The 25,214-nt window shown below is 60.4% G+C and carries 17 protein-coding genes; 6 read left to right on the top strand and 11 right to left on the bottom strand.

The window, feature by feature from the left end:
- Nucleotides 1-55 precede the first annotated feature (55 nt).
- Nucleotides 56-2,206: a condensation domain-containing protein gene (locus tag VK98_RS17050; RefSeq protein ID WP_048415169.1), complete on the top strand. Its 2,151-nt coding sequence runs from the start codon at nucleotides 56-58 to the stop codon at nucleotides 2,204-2,206.
- A 730-nt stretch (nucleotides 2,207-2,936) separates the two neighbouring features.
- On the opposite strand, the gene basC is transcribed toward VK98_RS17050, so the two are convergent.
- Together basC and VK98_RS17040 are read right to left on the bottom strand one after the other, a co-directional pair.
- Nucleotides 2,937-4,253, bottom strand: coding sequence for a putative histamine N-monooxygenase (basC, locus tag VK98_RS17045; RefSeq protein ID WP_048415189.1), 1,317 nt, complete (start codon nucleotides 4,251-4,253; stop codon nucleotides 2,937-2,939).
- Between the two features lie 74 nt (nucleotides 4,254-4,327).
- Nucleotides 4,328-8,722 carry an amino acid adenylation domain-containing protein gene (locus tag VK98_RS17040; RefSeq protein WP_048415168.1) on the bottom strand — a complete coding sequence of 1,465 codons (4,395 nt, stop codon included), beginning with the start codon at nucleotides 8,720-8,722 and terminating at the stop codon, nucleotides 4,328-4,330.
- A gap of 124 nt (nucleotides 8,723-8,846) precedes the next feature.
- Between VK98_RS17040 and VK98_RS17035 the strand changes: the two genes are divergently transcribed.
- The 3 genes from VK98_RS17035 (at nucleotide 8,847) to VK98_RS17025 (ending at nucleotide 11,183) form a co-directional block, all read left to right on the top strand.
- Complete coding sequence (locus VK98_RS17035) at nucleotides 8,847-9,119, top strand: phosphopantetheine-binding protein (RefSeq protein WP_048415167.1); 273 nt, start codon at nucleotides 8,847-8,849, stop codon at nucleotides 9,117-9,119.
- A 141-nt stretch (nucleotides 9,120-9,260) separates the two neighbouring features.
- A complete protein-coding gene (locus VK98_RS17030) occupies nucleotides 9,261-10,418 on the top strand; it encodes a histidine decarboxylase (RefSeq protein WP_048415166.1) in 1,158 nt (385 codons plus the stop codon).
- Between the two features lie 435 nt (nucleotides 10,419-10,853).
- Nucleotides 10,854-11,183 carry a hypothetical protein gene (locus tag VK98_RS17025; protein ID WP_048415165.1) on the top strand — a complete coding sequence of 110 codons (330 nt, stop codon included), beginning with the start codon at nucleotides 10,854-10,856 and terminating at the stop codon, nucleotides 11,181-11,183.
- Nucleotides 11,184-11,269: 86 nt separating this feature from the next.
- Here VK98_RS17025 and VK98_RS17020 read toward each other — a convergent pair whose 3' ends face one another.
- The 6 genes from VK98_RS17020 to VK98_RS16990 form a co-directional block, all read right to left on the bottom strand.
- The gene (locus tag VK98_RS17020; protein WP_156187920.1) at nucleotides 11,270-11,746 is read right to left on the bottom strand and encodes a hypothetical protein; all 477 of its coding nucleotides are present in this window, start codon (nucleotides 11,744-11,746) and stop codon (nucleotides 11,270-11,272) included.
- Between the two features lie 141 nt (nucleotides 11,747-11,887).
- A complete protein-coding gene (locus VK98_RS22940; protein ID WP_082159094.1) occupies nucleotides 11,888-14,329 on the bottom strand; it encodes a type VI immunity family protein in 2,442 nt (813 codons plus the stop codon).
- Between the two features lie 203 nt (nucleotides 14,330-14,532).
- Nucleotides 14,533-15,588, bottom strand: a complete 1,056-nt coding sequence (locus VK98_RS23465; RefSeq protein WP_082159093.1) for a type VI immunity family protein — start codon at nucleotides 15,586-15,588, stop codon at nucleotides 14,533-14,535.
- Between the two features lie 77 nt (nucleotides 15,589-15,665).
- Entirely contained in the window at nucleotides 15,666-16,859 is a 1,194-nt protein-coding gene (locus VK98_RS17000) for a type VI immunity family protein (protein WP_053077446.1), read from the bottom strand.
- 15 nt (nucleotides 16,860-16,874) lie between these two features.
- Nucleotides 16,875-18,065, bottom strand: coding sequence for a VRR-NUC domain-containing protein (locus VK98_RS16995; protein WP_048415162.1), 1,191 nt, complete (start codon nucleotides 18,063-18,065; stop codon nucleotides 16,875-16,877).
- A complete protein-coding gene (locus VK98_RS16990; protein WP_082159092.1) occupies nucleotides 18,065-20,911 on the bottom strand; it encodes a type VI secretion system Vgr family protein in 2,847 nt (948 codons plus the stop codon). The genes VK98_RS16995 and VK98_RS16990 overlap by 1 nt, the downstream gene beginning before the upstream one ends.
- Before the next feature lie 349 nt (nucleotides 20,912-21,260).
- On the opposite strand from VK98_RS16990, the gene VK98_RS23460 reads away from it, so the two are divergent.
- Both VK98_RS23460 and VK98_RS23840 read left to right on the top strand, forming a co-directional pair.
- Nucleotides 21,261-22,472: a PAAR domain-containing protein gene (locus VK98_RS23460; protein WP_082159091.1), complete on the top strand. Its 1,212-nt coding sequence runs from the start codon at nucleotides 21,261-21,263 to the stop codon at nucleotides 22,470-22,472.
- Nucleotides 22,469-22,894: a hypothetical protein gene (locus VK98_RS23840; protein ID WP_156187919.1), complete on the top strand. Its 426-nt coding sequence runs from the start codon at nucleotides 22,469-22,471 to the stop codon at nucleotides 22,892-22,894. Before VK98_RS23460 ends, VK98_RS23840 begins: the two co-directional genes overlap by 4 nt.
- Before the next feature lie 56 nt (nucleotides 22,895-22,950).
- Here VK98_RS23840 and VK98_RS16980 read toward each other — a convergent pair whose 3' ends face one another.
- From VK98_RS16980 to VK98_RS16970, 3 genes are read right to left on the bottom strand one after another with little or no spacing between them, the layout of a single operon-like run.
- Nucleotides 22,951-23,697 carry a hypothetical protein gene (locus VK98_RS16980; RefSeq protein WP_156187918.1) on the bottom strand — a complete coding sequence of 249 codons (747 nt, stop codon included), beginning with the start codon at nucleotides 23,695-23,697 and terminating at the stop codon, nucleotides 22,951-22,953.
- Between the two features lie 49 nt (nucleotides 23,698-23,746).
- Entirely contained in the window at nucleotides 23,747-24,799 is a 1,053-nt protein-coding gene (locus VK98_RS16975) for an HNH endonuclease (RefSeq protein WP_048415159.1), read from the bottom strand.
- Complete coding sequence (locus tag VK98_RS16970; RefSeq protein WP_231589310.1) at nucleotides 24,796-25,203, bottom strand: HIT family protein; 408 nt, start codon at nucleotides 25,201-25,203, stop codon at nucleotides 24,796-24,798. The genes VK98_RS16975 and VK98_RS16970 overlap by 4 nt, the downstream gene beginning before the upstream one ends.
- Nucleotides 25,204-25,214 lie beyond the last annotated feature (11 nt).

Here is a 25,214-nt window from a genome sequence, read left to right as displayed (position 1 = left end):
GCGCTCCGCCGCCCGCAACGATTATTGGCCGTTGAATTCCAGAAGGAGACTACCCTTGTCGCACCCCCACCCCGACATCCCGTCGCAGCGCCTGTCCCTGAGCCTTCACGAAGAACAATGCTGGCTATTGCAGCAGCAGCACCCGGAACGCCTGAGCCGCCATGTCGACGCCTGGCGCTTGGACGAACAGACGGACCTGGCGCTGCTGACCCTGGCGCTGCAACGGCTGATCCAGGCCCGGCCGGACCTGAACGCCCGCTACCAGTTCAGCGACGACGGCGATCTGTGCAAATCCCATGTGGACGGCTGGCACCCTTGCATCGCCTTCCCCCGTATTAAGGAAGCCGAACTGGCCGAGCGCCTGCTCGCGCTGCGCGCTGCGCCATGGGACTCGGCGACGCAGCCGCCGTTCCAGGCCCAAATCATCCACACCGAGCGCAGCGCCGTGCTGGCGCTGAGCCTGCACCCCATCCTGGACCCCGCCCAGCCGTTCCAGGCTTTGACGGACGCGCTGGCCCAGGGCTATCAGCAACTGGAAGCCGCGCGCCGCCCGCTGGCGCTGACGCCGTTGCAGGCCGGCGACGCCGGCCACCGCCCGCCGACGGCCGCCCAGCCCGCAGCGGACGGCGTGGACGCGGTCGCCGCCGTCATCCTGGCCGAACTGCGCGCCGTGCTGGCCGAACCCGACATGCGGCCGGACGACAACTTCTTCGATTTCGGCGGCCACTCGCTGCTGGCCACCCGCATCATCGGCACCCTGCAAAGCAAGCACGGCATCCAGATCCGCTTCAACGACTTCTTCGAAGCCCCCAGCGCCGCCGCGCTGGCCGCGCGCGCCACCGTCAGCGAACAGCGCCGCCAGGCCGCGCCGGCCGGCGAAGTAAGCCAAGCCCCGCTGGCGCTGGCGCAAGCCTCGCTGTGGCGCGCCTACGCCGCCTACGACTTCGGCACCATCTTCAACCTGCCCTTTGCGCTGGACTTCCTGGACCCGGTGGACGAAAACCTGTTCCGCCTGGCCTTCACGGACTTGCTGGAACGCCACGCCAGCCTGCGCACCACCTTCCATCAAGAAGACGGCGTCGCGCTGCAGCGCATCGCGCCGCTGGCGGAAACCGGCGGCTACAAATGGTTCTGGAGCAGCGCGGAGAGCGAGGGACTGACGCTGGCGGACGAAGCCGCCCACCGCTTCGACCTGAGCCGCGAACTGCCGCTGCGGATACGCTTCCTGCGCCAGCCGGCCACCGGCCGCCAGACCCTGTCCTTCCTGGTCCACCACATGGCCATAGACGAATGGTCGCTGAACGTGATGATGGAAGAACTGGCGCAGGCCTATCGCGCCCGCGCCGCCGGCAAGGCGCCGCAATGGGCCTCCCCGGCGCCCTCCTTCCACGCCTTCGCGCTGGAACAGCAGAACCAGGGCGTCAACCCGCGCCACATGGACTACTGGACCACCCTGCTGCGCGGCGCCACGCCGGGCCTGCGCCTACCGGACCCGGCCGCGCCCGCCGCCGCGCCGGCCCAGGCCGCCGGCTTCAAGGCCAAATGGCTGGAGTTCAAGCCCGAACCGGGCACGCAGGAAGCGATCACCGCCTTCGCCAAACGTCACGACTCCTCGCTGTTCAGCGTGGTCTACACCGCCATCGCGCTGGCCCTGCATAAGCTGGGCGATCTGCCGGAAATCGTGATCGGCACCTCGTCCTCCGGCCGCACCGACGCGGCCTACTTCGACACCGTCGGCTACTTCACCACCATGGTGGCGCACCGGGTGCGCTTCGACCGCCGGCAATCGCTGGGCAGCCTGCTCAAGGACGTGACCCTGACCATCAACGACTCCATGGCCTACGCCGACATTCCGCTGGAGCTGGTGCAAAACGCGCTGGGCATGACGCCGGCGGACGGCCTGCTGTTCGACGTCTACATCCAGGTCCACGCCAACAACGCGCTCAACGGCGCGCTGCCGGCCCCGGACGGCGGCGAGATCCGCTACCGCCAGATAGACCCGGACAAGAGCGAATCCATGTTCGGCCTGCAGTTCGAGATCATGGAAGACGCGCACGACGGCTCACTGCGCCTGGTGATCACCTACCGCGCGGAACGCTACTCCGCCGCCCAGCTAGAGGCCATCTGCGCCACGCTGCACCGGCTGTTCGCGCTCTTGAGCGCGGGCGACGCCAGCGAGCGGAAACTGGAAGAGTTGCTGGACTAAGCCGCCGCTCACGGTCCGCCGCGCGCCGGCGCTACGGCGCGCAAAGCCCGACGCCCCCGCCCTCATAACGAGAGCGGGGGCGTCGATTCCATTCGGCCTCAGGGCCTGCTGACGATCTACTTCACCCCAACTTGCCCCCAGGCACTCGAACATCCGCGTGGGTATCGCTGCGCTCCACCCACCCTACAGCGATAAGCACCCCGTCGTAGGGCAGGTGAAGCCGCAGGCGATACCCACCAACAAACCTTGGAAACGGCTCGCAATCTACTCCAGACCTCCGCGTGAGCATCGCCCCGCCCTTCCTAGCGCAACGAGCAACCCGTCGTAGGGTGGGTGGAGCCCGCAGGCGATACCCACCAACAGACCTTGGCAGCGGCTCGCAATCTACTCCAGACCTCCGCGTGGGCATCGCCCCGCCCGCCCTACAGCGACAAGCAACCGTCGTAGGGTGGGTGGAGCCGCAGGCGATACCCATCAACAAACCTTGGAAACGGTTCGCGATCTATCCCAGACCTCCGCGTGGGTATCGCTGCGCCCGCCCTACCGCGACAAGCAACCCGTCGTAGGGTGGGTGGAGCCCGCAGGCGATACCCACCAACAAACCTTGAAAACGGTTCGCGATCTATCCCAGACCTCCGCGTGGACATCGCTACGCCCTCCCTAGCGCAACGAGCAACCCGTCGTAGGGTGGGTGGAGCCCGCAGGCGATACCCACCAGCCTGTTTAGAACCTACCCCTGCGGCAGCCCATAATGCTGGAACGCCGAACGCTGCGGCAGCCGATAACGCGGCTGGCCCAGCAACTGATTGATGATGGCCGCGTTACGGATCGGGCCTATGCCCAAGTCCGGCGAACCCACCCCGTGCTGGAAAATCTCCGCGTTCTGCACAAACACCCGGCCCGGCCCCTGCTCGCGGCGGCGCGCGGTGAAATCCTCCTCCACGATGCAATCGCCCTGCGCGTCCACCTCCAGCACCGTCTCCTTCAGCCGCTCAAACCACTGCGGCCAGGCGTGCGCGTAGCCGGTGGCGGCCACGATGGCGTCGGTCTCCAGTAGGCAGCGCTGGCCCAGCTGCCGGTGATGGCAAGTCATGCGCAGCGCGCCGTCCGCGCCCAGTTCCTCCAGCGCCTCCACATCGCAGTTGGAATACAGCTTCAGGCCCGGATCGCGGCCACCTATCGAACGCTCGTAGAGCAGGTCGAAGATATCGCCGATGGTGGAGAAGCTGATGCCCTTGTACAGCAGGCCCTGGCTAGCCACCACCTCGCGGCGCTTCTCGCGCGGGATGCTATGGAAGTACTGCATATAGGCCGGGGTGAAGCACTCCTGGCCCAGCTTGGAAAACTCCATCGGGTGGAAACCCGGCGCGCGCGTGATCCACTGGATGGACGCCCCGGCCGCCACCTGCTCCGGGCTCAGCTCGCGGAACAGCGCCAGCACGCACTCCGCCGCGCTCTGGCCGGAGCCGATCACGGTGACGCGCCGGCACTGCGACAGCGCCTGTTGATTGGGAATGAACTGGGCGGAATGGATCACCCGTGGGCGACGGCTGGCGCGCGCCCACGCCGGCAGCCACGGCGAGGTGCCGACGCCCACCACCAGATCGCGGCCGGCATAGCGGCGCATCCCGCCCGACGCCGACTCGCTGTCCACCACAAAGCGCCCCGCGCCCGCGTCGTAGGCCACGTCCCGCACCTCCTCGCCAAAGCGGCAGGCCGGCAACTGCTGCGCAGCCCAGCGGCAGTAATCGTCGTACTCGATGCGCGGCACCAGGGTGTTGTCGTAGTAGTAGAACTGGTAAAGGCGGTCATGCTGGTGCAGATAATTCAGATAACTGAGCGGGTGCGTGGGATCCGCCAGCGTGACCAGGTCTGCCAGAAACGGCACTTGCAGCGTGGTGCCCGGCAACAGCAAGCCCTCATGCCAGCGGAACGCCGGCTTGCGCTCCAGAAATACCCCTTTGATGTCCGAGTGACGCGACAACAAGGCCGCCAAGCCCAGATTGAACGGCCCGATGCCGACGCCGGCAACATCTACGTTCGCCATTTCCATATGCGAAAAACTCCCAAGGTTCTATCGATTGCCCCCGAGGCGGAGAAGCCGCCCCGGGGTGAGTTGGTTTAGGGCTGCCCAGCCGCCAGCAAGCGCTCCACATCCGCCACATTGCGGCAACGCAGCAGCTGCCCCGGCGACAGCTCCACAGCGAAGGTTTCCCGCAGGCGCGCCGCGATGGTTTTCAGATGCTGGGGCAGCAAGCCCATGCTGCTGAAATCCAGCAACTCGTCGGCCAGCTCCTGATAGGAACGCCCCAGCACGCCCAGATAAATGTCCAGCACCGGCCGCCGGTGCCGCGTCGCCTCGGCCGGCACCTCTGTAACCGCGACAACGGGCGCGGCCGACGCCACGCGCTCCTGGGCCGGGACATGGGCCGGCGCCTGCAACAAGGCGCGCGCGCCGCGGCGGTCCGGCTTGCCGTTCTGCGACAAGGGCAGCTGCTCCACCTGCAAGAAGCGCGTGGGCACATGGGATTGCGGCAGAACGCGGCGCGCATGCTCGCGCAGATCCGCCGCGCTCGCCTCCGCGCCGGGCTTGGCCACGTAGAGCGCGCCGATGCCCAGCTCCCCCTGCCGCTCATCGCCCACATCCACCACCAGCACATGGGCCAGCGCCGGATGCTTGATCAGCTCCATCTCGATGTCCGGCAGCGATACCCGCACCCCGCGCACCTTGATGTAGCCGTTGACCCGGCTGTCGAACATCATCACCCCGTCCGGCCGGTAACGGCCGCAGTCGCTGGTGCGGAAAGCGCGCGCCTCCCGACCGGCCTCGTCCCGCACCGTGACGAAGTCGTGCTGGGTCAGCTCGCCGTTTTCCAGATAGCCCAGCGCCAGATTGACGCCGGCGGTGTGGATGCGTCCGGCCACGCCGGCCGGGCAATGCTCGCCGTGCTCGTTCAGCAGCCAATAGCGGTTGCCGGGCAGCGGCCGGCCGTAAGGCACCTTGGCGCAATCCTCGGCGACGATGTCGTGCCAGATGCTCCAGATCGTGGTTTCCGTCGGCCCGCCCAAAGACAGCAGCCGCGCCGCCGGCAGGCCGGCGCGCAAGTCCGCGATGATGGACGGCTTGATGTAATCCCCGCCCTGGGCCACCAGCCGCAGGCTTTGCAGCCCGCCTTCCCGCCGGCAAGACAGCAACATCTCCAGCATCGCCGGCACCGTGCACCACAGCGTGACGCCGTGCTCGTCCACCAGCTGGTTCCAGCGCACCGCGTCCTTCTCCTCGCCCGCCTCCGGCAACACCAGCGTGGCGCCGGCGCTCAGGCTGCCCAGCACGTCGAACACCGACATATCGTGGTGCAGCGGCGTCACCGACATGCACACATCGCGCTGGCTCACCCGCCAGTGCTCCAGCGTGGCGCCGATGACGTTGGCCGTGGCCCGGTTGCACAACACCACGCACTTGGGCTTGCCGGTGGTGCCCGAGGTGTACAGGTAATACGCCGGCGTCTCGCTCAGGGACAGCGCCTGCCAGCCGCCGCGCGCGGCCAGCGGCGCGGCCTCGGCCAGCAGTTGTTCCGGCGTGGCCCGCGCATGCTCCGTCGGCAGCGGCTGGGCCGCCACCACCAGGTTGGGCCGGCAGTTGTCCAGCAGGTAACGCAGCCGCTCCTCCGGCGACGCCGCGTCTATCGGCACCCACACCACGCCGCTGAAAGCGCAAGCCAGGGTGACGATGGTGTGTTCCGGGCCGCGCGGCAGGCACACCGCCGCCACCTGGCCGGCGCTGACGCCGCGCGCCTTCAGCGCCGCCATCGCCCGGGACACCGCCTCGCCCAGCTCGCCGTAGCGTATCCGCCGCTGGCCGCTGATCAGCGCCACCCTGGCGTTGTCCGGGTCGAAGATCTGGGCGGCGATGCGGCCGAGGAAATCCTCGCGCCGCGCCTCGGCTTCCACGCTGTTCAGCCGGTAATGGCGGTAATCCAGCATCCGGCCGGCCGGCGCTTCGAACACGCCGCTGTCCACCACTTGCTCGATGGCCCGCTCCAGCGCGCTCAGCACCGCGCCCACCAGCGCCGGCTCCAGCGCGTCGCGGGCGTAGTCGATGTCAAACACCAGCGCGCCGTCCGCCCGCGCGGAAAAGCGCAGATCCATCGCCACCTGCGGCGTCTGGGTCAGCCCGCCCGTCTGGCGCATCGCGCCGTCCGCCGCCGCCGGCCACGACAGGCCATTGGTCACCACCACCGGCAGCGCCGGGCCGGGGCCATGGCTCTCGAACAACATCCGCGCCAGGTCCACGCCGGAGAAAGCCAGATGCTGCAAACCCTCCATCACGTCCGCCTGCAAGCGGCGGCCGCGCTCCGCCAGGCTGTCCAACCCCGCCTGCCACGCCACCGCGATAAAGCTGGAACGGTTGGAGAGGCCGCCGGACGGCAGCGGCGCCACCGGCACCGCCACGCACAAGCCGCCCTCGTCCAGCCAGTGCGACAACACCTCCAACACCAGCGCCATCACCGTGGTGTTCTTGAAAAAGCGCTGCCCATTGCCCAGCTTGCTCAGCCGCTCGAAACGCTCCGCGCTCACCGTCAGGCTTTGCCGCTCATAGCGCGCCACGCCCAGCTGATCCAGCGGCTTGCGCCAGGGCAAGCGCGGCGCGCCGCCGCAATCGGCCAGCTTGTTTTTCCAGTACAGCGCGTCCGCCTTGCGCGCTTCAACGGACGCCTCGGCCGCCGGCGCGGCGGCCGGCCTGCTCGGCTCCGCCACGCCCTGAAACAACTCCAGCATCAGCGCGGCGATGGAGCGCCCATCGACAATCAAGGCGTCGAAACGCGCGAACACCGTCAAGCTGTCGTCCGGCAGCAGGAACAGCGTCAGCTCCCACGGGGAATGCTCCAGATCGAACAGCGCGTGGGCGTAATCCTCCCGCGCCGCCGCCACCCGCTCCTGAGCCGCCGCCGGCGACAAGGCGCGCAAATCCACCTCCCGCAGATTCACCCGCGGCTGCGCGCGGACCCGCTGCCGCAGGCGCGTGTCGTCTATCACCGTGCGCAGGCAATCGTGACGCCGCACCATCTCGCCCAGCCGGCCGCGCAGCAGCGCCGGGTCCATCGTCCCGTGATACTCGCGGAATTCCTGCATCGCCACCCCGCCCAACGGCAACTGCGCGGTGCGGCCCAGCAGATACGCCTGCTGCAACACCGACAGCGGCGTTTCCAGCTCCGACTGCGCCAGCGGGCGCTCCAGCGCGGCCGGGTCCGCCGCCACGGCGGTGGCCAGCGCCACGAAATCGTTGAATAGCTGCGTGACCCAGTCTTGCGGCAAAGCGTCCAGGCGGATGTCCCAATTGATCAACACCCCGCCGTCCGCGCTGACGATCTGCGCGTCCAGCGCCACCTGCGGCCCCTGTGAAATCACCCAGTTCATCGCACCGAAGGCGCGCCGCACTCGCTCCGAGAACAGCTCCCCGCCCGGCATGTCCAGCGCCGCGGTGAACACCACCGGCGCGATCTGCGGCGAGCGGTGATGGCGGGACAGATCCCGCATCAGGTTGACGCCCGGATAAGCGCAATGGCCGGCGCGCTCCAGCAACTGCGCGGCCAGGTTTCGGCACAGCGCGCCCAAAGTCGGCACCGCGTCCAAATCCACATCCAGCAACACCAGGTTGGCGAACTCCCCGATGATGCGCTCCGCGCCCTCCATCAGCGGCGGCCGCCAGAACACCGGCACATTCAGCCGGAAGCGCCGGTCCCCGGTGGCCGCGCCCAAGGCCTGGGCGAACACGCCCAGCATCAGGCCGGACAGCGTCAGCCGCTGCGCCTTGGCCAGCCGCCGCAAAGCCTGGCGCTGCTCCGGCGCCAGCCAGGCGCACAGGCGCTGGCTGGACGCCGCGCCCGCCGGCGCCGCCCGACGCGGCAAGGACGGCGCCGGCGCGATATTGGGCAATTGCTCGCGCCACCAGTCGCGGTCCCGTTCCCGCGCGGCCTTGAGCCAGGGCTCGTCCCGCGCCCGGTCGCACCACTCAAAGAAGGTCGGCGTGGGCGGCGTTTCCGCGTCTGGGGCTTCGTAAAACAGCGCCAAATCCTCCATCAGCACGCGGAAGCTGGACGGGTCCACCGCGATCATGTCCGCGTCCACATGCAGCCGGCTGTCGCCCGCGCCAAACAAGCTGATGGAAAAACGAACGGCTTGACCGGTCGCCAGGTCAAGCCGCTGATGTGTCCACTGCTGACGCTTGGCTTCCAGCCGCTGCGCCAGCGCCTCGCCCTCCAAGGCGGTGAAATCCTCCACCTCCAAATGGGGCGCCTTCTCCGCCGCCGCCAGCGCCTGCATGCCGTCCGCCGTCACGCAGGCGCGCAGCATTCCATGCTCGCGGCCCAGCCTGGCCAGCGCGGCCACCAGGCGCGGCAGATCAACGGCTTGGCCGTCGAACTCCGCATACAAATGCGCAGAGACGCCACCCAGATCGGAATGATCGCCCCGGCCCATCCAGCAGGCCGCCTGCATTGAAGTCAGCTCTCTCATTTCGCACCCATGAAAATTGACAAATGGATTTCTTGCATTTCTTCCATCTCCATATGGCATCTCTAAATGCGAATGATTATAATTTACATTTTTAGCGTGATGCAATGATCCAGGTGAAATCGTCATGACGAATGAAAAAGCAATCAGCACCACCCCGCCGCAAGCCGCCAGCACGCGCCAATGGCTGCACAGCCGGCTGCGGCAACTGATAGCGGAAGACCGGGCGCTGAACCCCACGGAAAACCTGATGTATTACGGCCTGGATTCCCTGCGCCTGATGACACTGGCCGCGGAACTCAACGCCCGCGGCATCCCCGTGCGCACGGAAGAACTGAGCCGCTCCCCCACCCTGGCGGACTGGGAAGCGCTGCTGGACGCCCGGCAAGCGGGCGCTTGAAGAGTGGCTGCGGCCGGCACGCAGAACCGGCCCTCACACCTCAAAAAACAAATCAAACCGGGCACCAACCCACGCCCAGCCAACAAGGAAAAACACCCGGTAATACCCACTCCAACCCACTGAGAAACCACGGAGCCACCCATGTCGCTGTCTTCTCTAGACCAAAACCGCATCGAATCTTTTTGGCAGTACTGCTTGCAGCACCAATATTTCAATCTTGCTTACCCAGAGTCAGCCGACTTCGACTACACCCCCTTGCACCGCTTCCTGCGCTTCTCCATCAACAACTGCGGCGACTGGAACGAAAGCAGCAACTACCTGCTGAACTCCTTCGACTTCGAACGCGAAGTCATGCACTTCTTCGCCGAACTGTTCCACATCCCCTTTGACGAAAGCTGGGGCTACGTGACCAACGGCGGCACCGAAGGCAATATGTTCGGCTGCTACCTCGCCCGCGAACTGTTCCCGGACGCCACCCTGTACTACTCCAAGGACAGCCACTACTCCGTGGCCAAGATCATCAAGCTGCTGCGCATCAAATCCCGCGCGGTGGACTCCCTGCCCAGCGGCGAAATCGACTACGACGACCTGGTGGCCAAAATCCGGCAAGACCAGGAACGCCACCCCATCGTCTTCGTCAACGTGGGCACCACCATGAAAGGCGCGGTGGACGACATCGGCGTCATCCAGCAAAAACTGGCTGAGGCCGGCATCCCGCGGCAGGACTACTACCTGCACGCCGACGCCGCGCTCAGCGGCATGATCCTGCCCTTTGTCGACGCCCCGCAGCCCTACTCCTTCGCCGACGGCATAGACTCCATCAGCGTGTCCGGCCACAAGATGATAGGTTCGCCCATGCCATGCGGCATCGTGCTGGCCAAGCGCAGCAATGTGTCGCGCATCTCCGTGGAAATCGACTACATCTCCGCCAAAGACCAGACCATCAGCGGCTCCCGCAACGGCCACACCCCCATGATGTTGTGGGCCGCCATCAAGAGCCGGCCGCTGGCGGAATGGCGCCGCAAAGTGCGCCACTGCCTGGACATGGCCCAGTACGCGATAGACCGCTTCCAGGCCGCCGGCATCCAGGCCTGGCGCTGCAAGAACTCCATCACCGTGGTTTTCCCCAGCCCGTCCGAACCAGTGTGCGACAAACACGGCCTGGCCAGATCCGGCGGCGCGGCCCACCTGATCACCACGCCCCACCACCACGACAGCCAGCGGCTGGACCGCCTGATTGACGACATCATCCGGGACCTGGGCGCCGTCTCGACCAACACCGCCATGAACGCGGCTTAGAACCGGCTTGTGATCGCCGCGCTGCGGCGCTGCAACGCAAAAAGCCGCCCGGAAAGGGCGGCTTTCTGCTGTAATCCCCACCCCCGGCCCGCCGCCGCCTTGACGCTGGGCCTGGCCCCCCTTACTCTGCCCATGCGCTGCGCCAAATAACGCAGCCATGGGCTGGGAGGCCCTCTCACACATTCGGACGAACCGCTTGGCCGTGGTTCGCCGTGTCCATGCGTTAGCCACAACCGGGCGGGCGCATGGCATTGAGCCCTCCGGGGCTGCCGCTAATGTGTCGGTCCTCCCACTTTGTCATGTGCCTGCCCACGCCTTCCGTGCGTGCCGCGCAGGCATCCCTAAAGCAATGTTTGTGGAGGCCATAATGAATATATTTAGTTTCTGCCGGCAGACCCCTAGTTTTCCCCAACCCGCCACGATGGAGCGCCAGCCATGAGCGCCGCCGTAGCCAAAACCCAAAAAACATGGCTGCTGCAACAGATGTACCAGCAGATCAAGCAGCTGCGCATCGCCACCGCCGGCCAAGACGACGCCTACGCCCTGGTTAAAGCCCTGGAGGAGTGCTACCTCCAGGCCGACGAGAACCTGACCCGCGGCATGGTCCACCTCCACACCGCCAACCAAAGCCTGCACGCCATGATGTCCCTGCTGCTGAACTGCCAGGAGAACCAGCAAATCAACTGCGAGCAAATGGCGGCTCTGCTGGAACCCATCCGCCAGGAACTGCACGCCGGCTTCATTCAGATATCCGATGTGATGTAGACGTGACAACGCCGCAGCGGGGAGGCTGCGGCGTGGCTCACTATCCTGTTACAGCAAAAACCAAAGCTAATGCCGCTAAGAGGCGGTCAATCAAACAAAGACTCTTGCCGCTGCGCCAGTTCCGGGCACGCCTGATCCAACAACTGGTCCAGAGAGAGTCCGGAAAGCTCCGCCGCCTTCTTCCGCGAAATCGTTTTACCCTTGACCAGGCCAATCTCAACGCCGGCATGCTCGGCCAGCAATTGCCGATCCGCCAGATTGCCCGTCACGACGTAGTAATACCGGGCGGCAAACGACCACCAATCCTGCTCAATCACCTCCGGCTCCAGCCGGTACACCAAGCCGCTTGGCGACGCGACAATCGCCGCCAAACGGTCCGCGCTGACCGCCACCAGGGCCGTGATCTTGCTGCTGTCGGACTCGCCCTCCACCTCACCGGCGCCGCCATCCTGCAAGGGCAAGCCAGCGCTCCGCATCCTCGCCAGCAAACGAACCGGGTCATCAATAGCCACTTTTGACGCCCAGCTTGCATTCTGATGATTCAAATCCACTCGTGCATTCATTGACTGTCTTTCGTATTTTTCGCATTAACACCGGCAAGCCTGCGCTCGCCTACAACATAAGCCTAATAACCACTGCTACTCGCGCTGCTGAGACCAGATAGTGCTGCCATAACTGGATCTAGGGAAGCCCGGCTTCGCAGCTCAAGCACCGGCCGGCACCTGCGGCGGCACGCTGGCCGTCGGCGTCGCATCGTCAAACCGCACATACCACGCCAAGGTATTGGCCTTGGTGAAGCCCTCCGCATCGTCCATGCAGCTATGCAACTGATCGGGGTTTGGCACGCGGATCGATTTGAGCACCCGGTTCACCGCCACATAGGCCGGCGGATAGCCATCTTCCAACGCGCCGACATCCGGCAACACGCCCGCCTGAACCATTAATCTGCCGTTGTCGGTTGTCTGTACGCTGACATTAGGCAACTGAAGCTGCTCCTTGAGCGCGGCCATGCCGCCTAGCGGCTCTATATAGCGAGGCCCCAGCAGCGTCAGCCAGTTGACGCCTTTAATGCCATCTTCTAATGCCGCCTTATCCAGATGTGGCGCTGGGTCCACCATCAAGCCGCTATAACGCTGCGCCATCTGGAACTCGTAAGGCTGGAACTGATGGTAATCATAGGGAAGATTGCAAGCCAGCCCTGCATAGCCATGGTCGATATCCAGCGTCTCGCACAAATAACGTACCCAGTCCTTGAACCGCTGCTCACCGTCTGGGGTTTCCAGCAACTGCCATGGCAATGTGATTTTCAAATAGGACAACCACTCAGGATCATGGTCAATATTGCAGGTCATCGCCTGGATGGCATACTCAGCAGGCAGCTCGCCATTTCTTTCGCTTTGCAGAATCCAGAAAAACATGGCCCCATCGTCTACTAATCCGGACAGTTTTTCTTTGGCTTTCGTGATACTGGCTTTGCGCAGCGAGGTGAACCCTCTTCCGCTAAAGTCATGAAACTGCCCTTTTAGGTACGGGCCAAACTGCTCAACAAAACGGTCAAAGCAACCTAACACCTTGTAACCTATGTCCCGCTGCCCGCCATGGCGGAAGTACACGGTGCAGATCAGCCCCAGCCGGACCAGCTCCTGGCCTTCAGGGGTTACCCCTTCGATGAAGTCCACTTGCTTGGCAATACGCTCATAGGCTTGCTTGTGCGAGGGTGCTTGGGCATCTCTCATCATTTGGTCTGATGGAATCGGGCTGGCCTGCCCAGCTTTGCGCCACAACTCACCGGCCGGCGCGAAAAGGGGCAAGCTTGCCGCCTGCGTCACATCGTCAAACCGCGCATACCATGCCAAGGTATTGGCCTGGGTGAAGCCCTCCGCATCGTCCATGCAGGTATGCAATTGATCGGGATTTGGCACACGGATCGATTTGAGCACCCGGTTCACCGCCACATAGGCCGGCGGATGGCCGTATTCCTGAACGCCGACATCCGGCAACACGCCTGCCTGAATCATCAATCTGCCGTTATCGGTTTCCTGCACGCTGAGATCGGGCAACTGCAGCTGCTGCTTGAGCGCGGCCATGCCGCCTAGCTTCTCGATATAACGAGGTCCCAGCAGTGTCAGCCAGTTGACGCCTTTGATATGCTCGGAAAGGTTATCCCCATCAATCAGCGCAAACGAATCGACCATCAGTCCGCTATAGCGTTGTGCCATCTGGAATTCGTAAGGCTGGAATTGATGATGGTCATAGGGCAGATTGCAGGCCAGACCCGCATAGCCATGGTCCACATCTAGGGTTTCACACAAATAACACACCCAGTCCTTGAACCGCTGTTCCCCGTCCTCATCCGCCAGCAGTTGCCAGGGCAATATGATCTTGACGCAAGACATCGCACCATAGGGGTCACTTTCCGCATTGGACGTCAACGCTGAAATCGAATAGCTTGCAGCTACCTCAGCTGTTTTTTCACTTTGCAGAATCCAGGAAAACATAGCTCCCTCATCCACCAGTCCGCGGAGCTTCTCCTTGGCCTTCACGATGCTGTCTTTGCGGAGGCTGGTAAAACTACGACCACTTAGGCTATGAAACTGTCCTTGCAGATGCTCACCAAACTGCTCGACAAAACGGTCGAAACAGCCCAAGACTTTGTAACCGACATCCCGCTGCCCGCCATTGCGGAAATACACGGTGCAAATCAACCCAAGTTTAGCCCGCACCTCGCCTTCCGGGCTTACGCCATCAATATAATCCGCCTGATTGAGAATACGGCCATAGGCGTTCAGATACCTTAATTGCTGCTCATTTACATTTTCGTCCACTACACCGCCACCACATCGTATTAGATATTGGTTATGCAGTGTATTAACGGTGGAGATAAGTAATGCCGTGGAAGGCGCAATCGCTCTGACAAAAAAACTTACATTGCGCTCTTCATTAGAGCAGGCCCATTCCCTACCTAGTTTCTTCCACCCCGCTTGACCTTGCCAGTCCTTGAAACACTCCAATAATTTCTTTGCGGGCATGTACACAAAACAAACAGTCTGCGTTCCATTCGCAGTAAAGCTGTCATCGTCCAGACTCAATAGCTGCTTAAGCTGGGCTTGTAGCTGCGCCACGGTCTCTATACGGAAATTTTTCACAATTCAATCTCCAATGATTGGACTCGCTATAACCCACAGCCCTCACTAGCCTTGCCGCCAGTACAGATCACCTTGCTCCGGAGACCGGTTCTAGATACCAGATCGTACTGCCATACGTTGAGCGCGAGAAATCAGGCATCAGCTCGCCTTGGGTGAAATATTGCCGCGAGTTCTCCATAGCTGGAGTCCACCAATGTCCGCTCTCAGGGCAAGGTACCTACCTCGCACTGACCTCCATGTTCTGATTGTACCGGTAGCGGTTGTGCCTCCGGCAACGGGATACCGTCGAAGCGCGCATACCAGCTCACGGTTTCGGACTTGTCGAACCCATTCTGTTGAGGCAGGTGGTAATGCAGGGAGCCTGGCTCCGTGGTACGAATTGGTTTCACTACATGGTTCACTGCCACGTAGGAAATGGGCGCGCCGTCTTCCGGTGCGCCAAGGTCAGGGTACTCTCCGGCTTGGATAATCAAGCCCCTCGGGTAAGCGCTCAGGACGATGTTCGGCCAGCTTGCAAGCTGAGCGCGGAGTGATGCCTCACCACCCAATTGCTGTATGAACTGACTCCCCAAAATGGTGAACCAGTTAGCGCCTTTGATATGGTTTTGCAACTCATGCGCACCGGCAGAAAACGACATGCTATCCACATCCAGCCCAATGAAACGCTGCGCCAGTTCGTACTCATTGGGCAAGTAGCGGTCAAAATCATAAGGCAGGACTGGCGATAGGCCGCCATAGCCATGAACGGGGGAGAGAGCATTACAAACAAACTGAACTAAATTCTGATAAATAGAGGTGCCGTTTTTTTCAAACAATAAGGTATGCGGCAGAGTGAACTTCAAATAGGATTTATGCCCCCACGTTTCGTGTAGTTCTCGTCGTGTCAGGCACTGCATGGCATAGGAGGGAGCTCTCTCCCGAGTGGGCTCTGAGCTTAACGTCCACTCCAGCGCATTATGCGGGTCAACATTGGCAAGAGCGATATTTCTATTGGTGGCATAACCATTTTTGGCCATCTTGGTATAGTTGCCGGAACCAATTTGTTTTCCTTTTAGATGGAAACCAAACTGGTCATAGAAATAATCAAAACACTCCACTATTTTTTCACGCACCGCAATTATGCTACCACCCTCAAAGAAAAACGTGGCAATCAATCCTGGGCGCACAACAACGGCATCATCCGTACCAAGGGTCCAAACAAGCTCATCTTGATACTGTTGTAATCGCTGCAATTGCCGTGGAGTTTCTACTTGCTCCATTGCTCAACCCCTAACTCATCCCATCACACGCATAGGGCTGCATCCCTGCGGATGCTTAAGCGCTCCTCATCAATGGCTCATCTAGTACCGGAGACCGGTTCTCGATACCAGATCGTGCTGCCATACGTTGAGCGCGAGAAATCAGGCATCAGCTCGCCTTGGGTGAAATATTGCCGCGAGTTCTCCATAGCTGGAGTCCACCAATGTCCGCTCTCAGGGCAAGGTTTACCTGCTTCGCACCGACCTCCATGTTCTGATTGTATTGGTAGCGGCTCCGCCGCCGGCAACGGGCTACCGTCGAAGCGCGCATACCAGCTTACGGTTTCGGACTTGTCGAATCCATTCTGTTGAGGCAAGTGGTAATGCAGGGAGCCGGGTTCCGTGGTGCGTATCGACCTCACCAGGTGACTGACCACCACGTAGGACTCCGGAGGGCTAGCATTAGGAGCGCCCAAGTCAGGGTAAGGGCCTGCCTGAATCATCAATCCGCTTGCATATCGGTGTATGGAAATATCTCGCCAGGGCGCTAGCTTGGCGCGGATAGCCTCTTCGCCATCAAGCTGCTCTACGAACTCATTTCCCAGAATCGTGTACCAGTCTGCCCCCTTGATGTGACTCTTCAGTTCAAACCCTCCGGCACTGAAGGACCGAGTATCAATATTCAAACCGATAAACCGCTGCGCAAGCTCATACTCATTGGGCAAGTACCGATGATAGTCATATGGCAGGATCGGAGACAGGCCACCATAACCATGAACCGGTTGTAAGGCATCACAGATGAAGGCAAGCAACTGTTGGTACTGATCAAGGCTTGCTTCATCGAACACTGTGGCCGCGGGCAGCACGATTTTGAAAAAAGATTTGTCGCCCCAGCCTTCGTGAATGCTTTGCTGCGTCAAGCAGGAAACCGAGTATTCCGGAGCCAAGTCCGGCACTGTTTCACTACTGACAAACCACTCAATCCGCTCATGTGGATCGGTGATTGCCAATATCTTGTTTCTGGACTTCTCATAATCAGATGCGCCCATTTTCCTGGTTTTGGCATCCATGTACTTCTGCCCCTTTAGCTTTGCGCCAAAGAGAGAGTAGAACCTGTCGAAACACTCGACGAGCTTTGCTCTGACCTCAACCGTGCTGCCCTTTTCAAAGAAAAAAGTGGCAATCAAGCCAGGACGGATGACGATACCCTCGTCGGACTCCAAGTTCCACGTCAGTTCGTCTTGGTATGTTTCAAGCCGTTGCAATTGCTGCGGCATTTCTATCTGTTCCATTTCTCAATTCCTAACTCATGCCATCAGTGGTTTATCGTTGCTTGAAACCGTAGCACCCCCCAGTATGGCAACGCAGGCAATAAAGGCCGCTACCAGTTCAGCAGGCAGCGCCATCACCATCAAGGCGGCGGCTGCCACCACCAGCACGATGCCCACTACAACCTTGCCGACATTGAGCAAAATTTGCCCCCACTGGATCTGGCTAATTTCATTCCAGGCGATGTCGCAATAGCGCTCAATTTTGGCCCACGCGGCTTTCAATTGCTCCTCGCTCCAGCGGACCAGCGCTTTCCCTTGCGCATTGACCCAAGTCCAAGTTTTTTCGGACTTATCCCGAACCCAGCGGCCTGACTCTAACAGCCAAGCAGCCTCTTTTTCCAGCCAGGCTTGAGTATCTTCAGCCAAGCCCTGCATGCCTTTCTTCGCATCCGACCATACTTCGGCAACCCCACGCTGCAACTGCGTGCCCCAATCCTGGAGGTAACCAGGCGTCTTTACCGGAACCGGGCTGTAGATCGGCGCGGGTACTCGTTGGGTTTGCGATTTGGGCTTGGCTTGTGGCTGCGGACTGAAGACTGGTACTTTTTTAGGCTCAGGGACTCTCTTTTTCCTTTTGTCGATAACATCCAAGACGGTAAACCGGTCATCTCCACCGGCAATGCGCTTGTAGGCGTCCTCCTGGCCTCGACTAAGTTCATCCCCAGGGAATTTCACCTCCGCCACCCGGGCCAAATTATCCCCATGCGGCACGCCGTCATGGTCAGGGGCAGCTCGCCCCGGCCAGCGGGTCTCCTTGTCCTTCACAATCACCAAGTCCGGCCGTCGTAAATAGCCCTTCGACAAGCCTTTGGGGAAGGGAGTGATAGTGTGTCGCCGGTTTGCCCCATCTTCTCGGCGGCTTGGACTCAGAAAAGGCGTCGGGGGGTTGCGAGTCATGTCGAAATTGACTTCCGCCTTATAGAACCACTTGTAGTCGTGGCTGCTTTCATCGAGACGAATCAGGATCGACATAGTGATTTGCCGCATATTGAGCTGGTAGGTGCGGCCAGTCTTTTTACTGGTCACCCCTACCGATTTGGGCGACAGAATCGCCACGTCAGCCTTCTCGGTCAGGTAGGGCTTATTGCCCGGGTGAGGCAGCATTGCATACTCGGGCCGCTCTTCCACTATGGTCATCGTGCCGCCGGCGGGTTGATAGTTGGCCATCAAGCATCCTCTCCATTGTCGTCTTTCAATTGCAGCCCGCGTTCAGCCTGACCAGTGCCGTAGCCATACAGGGTGTACTCCTGCTCGATAGGAGGCTTGGGCGCCTCAAGCTTGACCGGCTGAGAACTCGGAGTGAAAGCAGTGCTGGTTCGACCTTCCCAGTCGGTGTAACCCGGAAGCACACGGCCATTCGGCAGCTTGAGCCGGTAAGCCTTGTCCACCAGCGGTTCGCCCGTCTTTTCGTCCTGCAGGATATAGCTGCGTTGGTAACCTTTTGGCATGGCCGGCATGGGCATGGAGACGCTGGCCGGCCCGCTCAGTGAATGACTGCTGCCCTTGATGCTGACCGTGCCCGGGCAGTGCACTTCGATATCGCCGCCTTTGAGGCGGATATAGCCGCCGCCGCTGGTCAGCAGGATTTCGTCCTTGGCCGCAATGGTGATGCGTTCCTTGCAGGAGGTGATGGTGACGTCCTTGTCCGCCGTCAGCTCAATGCTGTCGCTTTGTGCCTGCAACTGAATCTTGCCCTTGGCGGCTATCCACTTCATCGCCACCTTATCCGCCACGCCGGCCACAAACAGGCTGATGTGCTTGCCTACGTTATGAATCCAGCGCCGGCCGCTGCTTTGATTGGTGTCGCGCTGCGCCACCAGATTGAGATGAGTTTCCGCGGCCAGGGTCTGGCTTTGCCCGGACAGGCTGGCGATGCCGGCCGGGGCGGAGAGAATCAGCAAGGCTTGCTGACCCGCCTGTTCTTTCGCGGTTTTGCTGTCTGGATCGGTATTGCTGCCGGCCTCCCAGGCCGCCAGCGCCTGCAACTGGTGCAGCACATGGCCTTGTTCCCGTTTGCCGCTGCTGGCGTTGTCGTCTCCAATGCCGTCCGGCCCGGTTTCCATGGTGTCGGCCTGCTGTGTGGTGGCGGTTTCTGCCAGCGCCTGGCTCAAGGCCACCGCGGCTTGCAACTGGCTGCTGGCCTGCTCCCGCGCCAGTTGCTTGCCTGCGCCGCCGCCTTGCGCCTCCGTGGACAGCAGCAGACCATGAGCGGCGCGGATGGCCCCGTGCTGGTCCGTCCGCAGCTCAAACCCTTCGCCGCGCGGCTGGGCCTGGCCGTTGCTGCGCGGATGGGTGAGGAAGCCTTGGTTGAGCTGGGTCTTGCCCGCCTCGCTGGACAGCTTGGCGCGCACCTCTCCGGGGGTATCGTCGAACAACAGCTCGTTATAGCCGCCGCCCTGGTGCTCTTTGGATTTGATGCCGGACAGCGTCTTATTGGCCGGCAGGCTGCCGGCGCCGCTGAAGTCCGGCGCGGGATGGCTGCCGTTGTAGACCACAGCCTTGACCACCGGGCGATCGATATCGCCTTCGATAAAGTCCACCAGCACTTCCTGGCCGATACGTGGCAGGAACTGATGGCCCCACCCTGCGCCGGCGGACGGCATCGCCACCCGCACCCAGCAGGAGGATTTGTCATCCATGCTCGCGCCGATGCTGGGATGCTCTTCCAGACGCTGCCAATGGAATTGAATCTTGATGCGGCCGTGCTCGTCGGTATGCACTTCTCCGGAGCTCTCCGCCCCGGCATCCCCGCTGGCCGGCCCCACCACGGTGGCGGTTTGCACGCCCAGACTGGTGGGCTTGGCATGAGCGGTGCCGGCATAAGCCGGCGTCAGCGGAATGCCGCGGCGTTGGGCCTGGATGGCGGCGCTGAACGGCGCGGCGTCCGCCTCCGCGCCCAAGTGTTGCGCCAGATCCCGCGGCAGATTGTTGCGCGCCTGAAAACACTGGCCGGTGACGACGAATTGGCGTTTCTCCTCCGCGTCGTCCTCATGCGCGGGGTGATCATCCAGGCGGAACCACTCCCCCGGCAACAGACCGCGCACCGCGCCGCTGCCGCTGAAGGATTTGGCCTGCAAATCGTTGGCCTGCTGCCGCAGCACGGCGTAACGGCCCAGTTGCTCATCGTCCTCGGCGTAATACAGGCCCGGCGCATCGTAATGGCCCAGGCTGCTTTGCAAAGCCTGGCCAAACTGGCCCTGCTCCACCCGGCTGGCTTCCCGGCCTTGCTGGGTGAGCACCGGCTTGTAATCGTAACTGGCCAGCGCGCTGGCGCCAGGCACAATCTGGCGCGCGGCTTCCCAGCCCGTCAGGCCGTCCTCTTCCTCCGTGGCGTCGCTGCGATGAAAGCGTACCCGCTGCAGTGGAGAGGCCGGCAAGGCGTGGGCATCGTCAAAAACCGATAGCTCCACCCGCGGCCCGTCCGCCTCCAGGTGACGGAAACGCCAGGCGTACCCTTCTTCATGCAACAGGCGGACGATGAAATCGTAATCGCTCTCGCGGTACTGCAGCGCATAGCTGCGCGGCGCGGCCGGCTTGAGCTGCAAGGCCAACGTTTGCACACGGGCAAAGACGGGGTTGGCCTGCTGATGTTCGCTGAGTATCTGTTTGACGATGTCCGGCACGGACAAGTCCTGAAACACCCGGGAGGTCCTACGGTGGCGCAGCAAGGCGAACGGCGCTTCCACGGTCAGCTGATAACGAGCAAAGCCGCCATCCGCCCCCACCAAGCTGGCCTGGCTGACCACACCGCAACGGATCGTCTCCCCGCCCTCCACCCCCAGGATGCCAATGCGAGCCGGCTGGCCCAACAGCGTCTTCAGCGGGATATTGCCATCCGGCGACAAGCAGGTCAGCGTATAGCGATAAGGCTGGGAAACCCCCTCCTCGCCCTCCAGGCTGAGCGGCAGCAGCTGTTCGGCGGCAAACTGCCCCTCTCCAAGCTGCAAGGTCAACATCCGGTTGTCTTGGCCAAAGGCGGAAGCAAAGCTGGCCAACAGTGCATTCAGGTCCATCGCCATTCCAAACGAAAACACCGCCAAGCGGCGGTATGACATTGAAAATAAGCCTGAAATTTTATGAAGTTAGGAAGACAGTCACAAGCTGGCGTGGTCTGTGAATGCGCTCTATTGGACTAAAGGACAGGTATAGGTGTTGGGGACACATCTAGATAGCTTGGAGGGCTGGGAGCGAGTCGTGGCGGGGTGGCCGCATTGGCTATGGGTTTGCCAGCGGAGCGATGTGTATGTGGAGACTGGGCCTGTGGCGTTACTTGACTCGTGGCAGACCACACTGGCTTGTCGCACTCACCATGATGGCAACATAGTCTAGCTATTTCTTATTGCTTGTTTAGGGGGGACCACCATGACCCTACGCGCCATCATCCGAGAAGGAGACACCACCTCACACGGCGGCACAGTACTGGGATATTTTTCAACCCTGTTTGTTTATGGCAAGTACGCATCTGGCGTGGGGCATCTGGGTTATTGTCCGAAGTGCGAGAAAGAATTCCTTATCCTGCCTGGCCCCCGCACTTTCAACTACCTTGGCCACGATGTGGCGGTGGAGGGCATGCAAACTTCATGCGGCGCCACTCTAATCGCCTCACAATCCAAGTTCACCCTTAGCATCCAACCAGGTCCGGTTAAATATTTACCAGGCCCGCTAAGCTCCTTGATTCAAGCCCAAGCAGCCAGCGTGGCTTGCTACGCGCAAATTCGCTTTCTTACCGCAGATGGCCAGCCTGTGGCCAATACCACCTACAAGCTAACACTGGCAGACGGTTCAACGGAGGTAGGCAAAACCGATGCAGATGGCCATACCCAGCGCATTGCAACAGATTACGAAGTCGCCATCACCAGTGCCGAATTTTATCCAGACTGGTTTTATGGCTGTGAGTGCCAGGCAGAGCGCCTGGCATGCCACGGCGGCCGCTCACCTTCACCCACGATGAAAGTCACGCTCACCAAACTGCATACCAAAGAACAAGGTCCAGACTCACCTCCCATCCAACACACCTTGCCACAGGCAAGCAGCACCCGAGACCTGACTGCTGGCGAGATTGCCATGGCGCAAATCCTATTCAAAGACGCGATTGATTACGGCAAAGTCAAAATTCATCGTGGCGGCTTGTTTGGCCAACCTAACCGCTCCCAAAACGCCATGACGCCGAGAGGCGAAATCCACTTCCCGGACCAATACTTCAAAGCCGATTACTCCGCAGAAGATGCCCCTACCCTCATGTGGTTCATGCACGAAATGGTCCACGTCTGGCAATACCAATTGGGGTACAACCTGATCTGGAATGGCTTCAAAATCGGCTTGAAAGGTGGCTATGATGCCAATGCCAAAGCTTACTATTACGACCTCAAAGGTGCTGACACCGGTAAGCAGTTTCATCAGTTCAACATGGAGCAACAAGGCCAACTGATTGCCAACTATTTCGGTGCGACTGAACTGGGAATGGGAAAATACCAAGAAGAACTTCAGGAGTTGAGAAGGGTACTGAAAGACTTTTTGGTCCAACCTAAAAACCCTGCGCTGCTACCGTACACCACGGAGTTCACCAAGCCATGAAACCCACTCTATGGGGTGGCATGCTGCTGGCCTCGAGCATCAGCACCACCCAAGCCACCAGTCCCCGGCCTTACGACTTTGACGCTCAAGCGTTGATCGTCAACAACGCCCCCTGCTTCTATATCACCAGCCCGAAAACAGATCGTCCTTATGCTGGCACTGAGATATTGGTGTACGAAAAGCAAGCAGGAAGGCTAAACAAGATATGGCAAGTTTGGCTCAAAGGCCGTGCCCGACCCGCCTCACCGGAAAGCTGTGTTCCATATGGAGAGGCCAGCACAAACCCAGCCCCTCTACACCTGAACCAGCTTTACCATGTGGTGATAGATGCGGGGTTTCCACAAGTGATGGAGTTTTGCCTGAATAACAGTGAGGGCCATCTTATTTTAACTAAAAACACTAACAAGCCTTGCGCTCAATAGCGGAGAAAATATCAGTAAAAACCATCTACCAGACAAAGTAAGGAGAGATCTGTTTTTCAAATCATTCGAACCAAAAAAGCCACCCCAAAAATAACCGCAAAAACACCAAGGGCAATAAAAAACCCTTTCCACCCCCGAATGAATGCCATGCGAACTTGATTTGACAACCCTGCCTTTCCCTCCAACTTGCCTAGCTCTTCCAGCCGGTTTGACACCTTCCAAACAATAACACACTCAAAAAGAGATCCTTTTGCGCACCAAATCGTAAAAAAAATTCCAGCCAAAGTGGCCAACATAACCCAGGGCACAAGAAAACCATGCTGAGCCCCCACTTCAATTCCAACATAGGACCCATAAAAAATGATCAGAAAACACATACAAATCGTAAATATGGCATGAAACACTTCCACCAAACCAATTTGAACCCTATACCTCCCCTCTGAATATTTTTCCACAAAGGTAAAGAGATGCTTCAAATCTGAACATCGCATTGAAACCATTGAAAATATATCCAAAAGCTCTTCTCGATCTTTCTTCCTGACTTCCAACCCTGTCATTCTAAAAAAAGCTTCCTGCCGTTTTCTTTCCTCATTGAGAATTTCAAGCATCCTATCCCCAACAATCATTGATTCAACAATCTCTAAGCCTTCATTTTTACTACTTTGCCCTTCTGACTTTGTCCTGTAATAAAGCCCTTGGACCTTTTCAGCGATAAGAAGAAAAGCCCATACACACCCCAAAAGAGGTACAACCCAACTTAGAGATACCGGAAAAAGTTTTGCCAATTGCAGCAACTCTGTCATGCAATTCCCTCCAAGCCAACTTGAATAAACAATTCAAAAATATTCAACACTAAAACAAACTTAAATAGGCGTGCTCAATTTGCTCAACCTCGCCGCCGCAGTTCCAAACAAACGCCTGAGCCTGCACTCCTCCACGGTACGCCCACTCGGCCACGCTAAGCGAACACCTCTGGTCTGAGACAAAGCCAAACTGTGCTAATAGCACACCTTGCTCATCGCCATGCCTAGAGAGATGTGCCAGCCAACGTTCCAAATGTGACTTGGCGGCCAACATGTCTCGCTTGCTGCGGTTGCATGCCGCATGTGCCAACACAAAGTTGTGCGCGGTGTCACGCGGGTAACGAGACCAGGGGATGAAGTGATCCACCTGCGCCTTGCCCTTGATGGGCTGTTGGCAATAGAAACAACACTGCTGCTGCAAAGGGTCCAGCACCTTGGCCACCTCGCTCAAATCGGCGCGGGCAGAGCCGAACATGAAGGTTTCCAGATCATCCCGCATCCCCAGAATCACCCGGTTCAGCTTATTACTACGCACATGCTCCAACCAACCGGCCTTGGCCAGTTGCTGTACCAGCTCTTGATAACGACGCAGATTGAACGCCACCCCGGCATTCAACACCACCCGGTCAGGTGGGCATGGATAGGTATAGAGGAAAGGGTCCAACTGGCCGCCCAGCACCTGCAAATGCTTCAAGGGCATGCCATGTACCGTTTGGCAGATAGCCTTTAGACAAGCCGGCCAAACCGACAAAGCCCGCACTTGCGACCATTGACCATGGCTCAAGGCATGCAGTTGCCGCAAAGGCCGCATGATCGCTACCACCGAACCCTTATTCTGATGCAGCGTCTCGCCTACCGTGTCCGCCAAGCCAGAGGAATACGGCGGGACTTGCCGCCAATACAGCTCGGCAAACTTCTCCCCCACCTTGGCCATTGGCAGGCTCAAGGCCGCACCACTATCGTCCCCGTACTCCACCGCCAGCTCGGCCAGGGCCAACAGCAAGGCAAACTTGTACGTGGCGCTGAACTCGCCCTCGCTAAACAAACGCTGAAGCTTCAGGATGAAAGCGATTTGTTCCTGCGCGGTTGGCACCGCCGTCATCGCGGCGACCAGTAGTCGGCTTTTTCAGGAATGATCCAACGCACCCCACCACGCGGGTCCTCCCGGTCTCCATCAAAACGTGGGATCAGGTGGATGTGCAAATGCGGCACCGTCTGCCCCGCTGCCGCGCCATCGTTGATTCCAATATTGAAACCATCCGGCTTAAGTTCCTCCAACAACTGCTGGCGAGCCTGGTCCAGCAACACCATCAGCCCTTCTCGCTCCGCAGGCTCCAGCTCAAAGAATGAGGCAATGTGCCGGCGAGGGATGATCAGTGTGTGGCCAGGGGAAATGGGAAAGCCATCGCGGATCACCACGCCGTGGGTGTTGGCGAACAGGTGGCGGTCCGGAGACAGAGAGCAGAACGGGCAAGTGGACATGACAGTGAGATTAGGCTGAATCATTCAGCTGGATG

Origin of the sequence: Chromobacterium sp. LK11, from assembly GCF_001043705.1 — a bacterium.
Classification (GTDB): Bacteria; Pseudomonadota; Gammaproteobacteria; order Burkholderiales; family Chromobacteriaceae; genus Chromobacterium; species Chromobacterium alkanivorans.
The sequence above is the reverse complement of the archived record's forward strand: the minus strand, read 5'-3'. Positions and strand labels throughout refer to the sequence as shown.

What these genes read in the sequence shown, in the direction of transcription:
- VK98_RS17000 (WP_053077446.1), bottom strand. Translation starts at nt 16,859, where the DNA reads ATGGAACAGATAGAAATGCCGCAGCAATTGCAACGGCTTGAAACATAC.
- VK98_RS17030 (WP_048415166.1), top strand. Translation starts at nt 9,261, where the DNA reads ATGTCGCTGTCTTCTCTAGACCAAAACCGCATCGAATCTTTTTGGCAG.
- VK98_RS17035 (WP_048415167.1), top strand. Translation starts at nt 8,847, where the DNA reads ATGACGAATGAAAAAGCAATCAGCACCACCCCGCCGCAAGCCGCCAGC.
- VK98_RS23460 (WP_082159091.1), top strand. Translation starts at nt 21,261, where the DNA reads ATGACCCTACGCGCCATCATCCGAGAAGGAGACACCACCTCACACGGC.
- VK98_RS16980 (WP_156187918.1), bottom strand. Translation starts at nt 23,697, where the DNA reads ATGACAGAGTTGCTGCAATTGGCAAAACTTTTTCCGGTATCTCTAAGT.
- VK98_RS16995 (WP_048415162.1), bottom strand. Translation starts at nt 18,065, where the DNA reads ATGGCCAACTATCAACCCGCCGGCGGCACGATGACCATAGTGGAAGAG.
- VK98_RS23840 (WP_156187919.1), top strand. Translation starts at nt 22,469, where the DNA reads ATGAAACCCACTCTATGGGGTGGCATGCTGCTGGCCTCGAGCATCAGC.
- VK98_RS17040 (WP_048415168.1), bottom strand. Translation starts at nt 8,722, where the DNA reads ATGAGAGAGCTGACTTCAATGCAGGCGGCCTGCTGGATGGGCCGGGGC.
- basC (WP_048415189.1), bottom strand. Translation starts at nt 4,253, where the DNA reads ATGGCGAACGTAGATGTTGCCGGCGTCGGCATCGGGCCGTTCAATCTG.
- VK98_RS23465 (WP_082159093.1), bottom strand. Translation starts at nt 15,588, where the DNA reads ATGGAGCAAGTAGAAACTCCACGGCAATTGCAGCGATTACAACAGTAT.
- VK98_RS16970 (WP_231589310.1), bottom strand. Translation starts at nt 25,203, where the DNA reads ATGATTCAGCCTAATCTCACTGTCATGTCCACTTGCCCGTTCTGCTCT.
- VK98_RS17025 (WP_048415165.1), top strand. Translation starts at nt 10,854, where the DNA reads ATGAGCGCCGCCGTAGCCAAAACCCAAAAAACATGGCTGCTGCAACAG.
- VK98_RS16990 (WP_082159092.1), bottom strand. Translation starts at nt 20,911, where the DNA reads ATGGACCTGAATGCACTGTTGGCCAGCTTTGCTTCCGCCTTTGGCCAA.
- VK98_RS16975 (WP_048415159.1), bottom strand. Translation starts at nt 24,799, where the DNA reads ATGACGGCGGTGCCAACCGCGCAGGAACAAATCGCTTTCATCCTGAAG.
- VK98_RS17020 (WP_156187920.1), bottom strand. Translation starts at nt 11,746, where the DNA reads ATGAATGCACGAGTGGATTTGAATCATCAGAATGCAAGCTGGGCGTCA.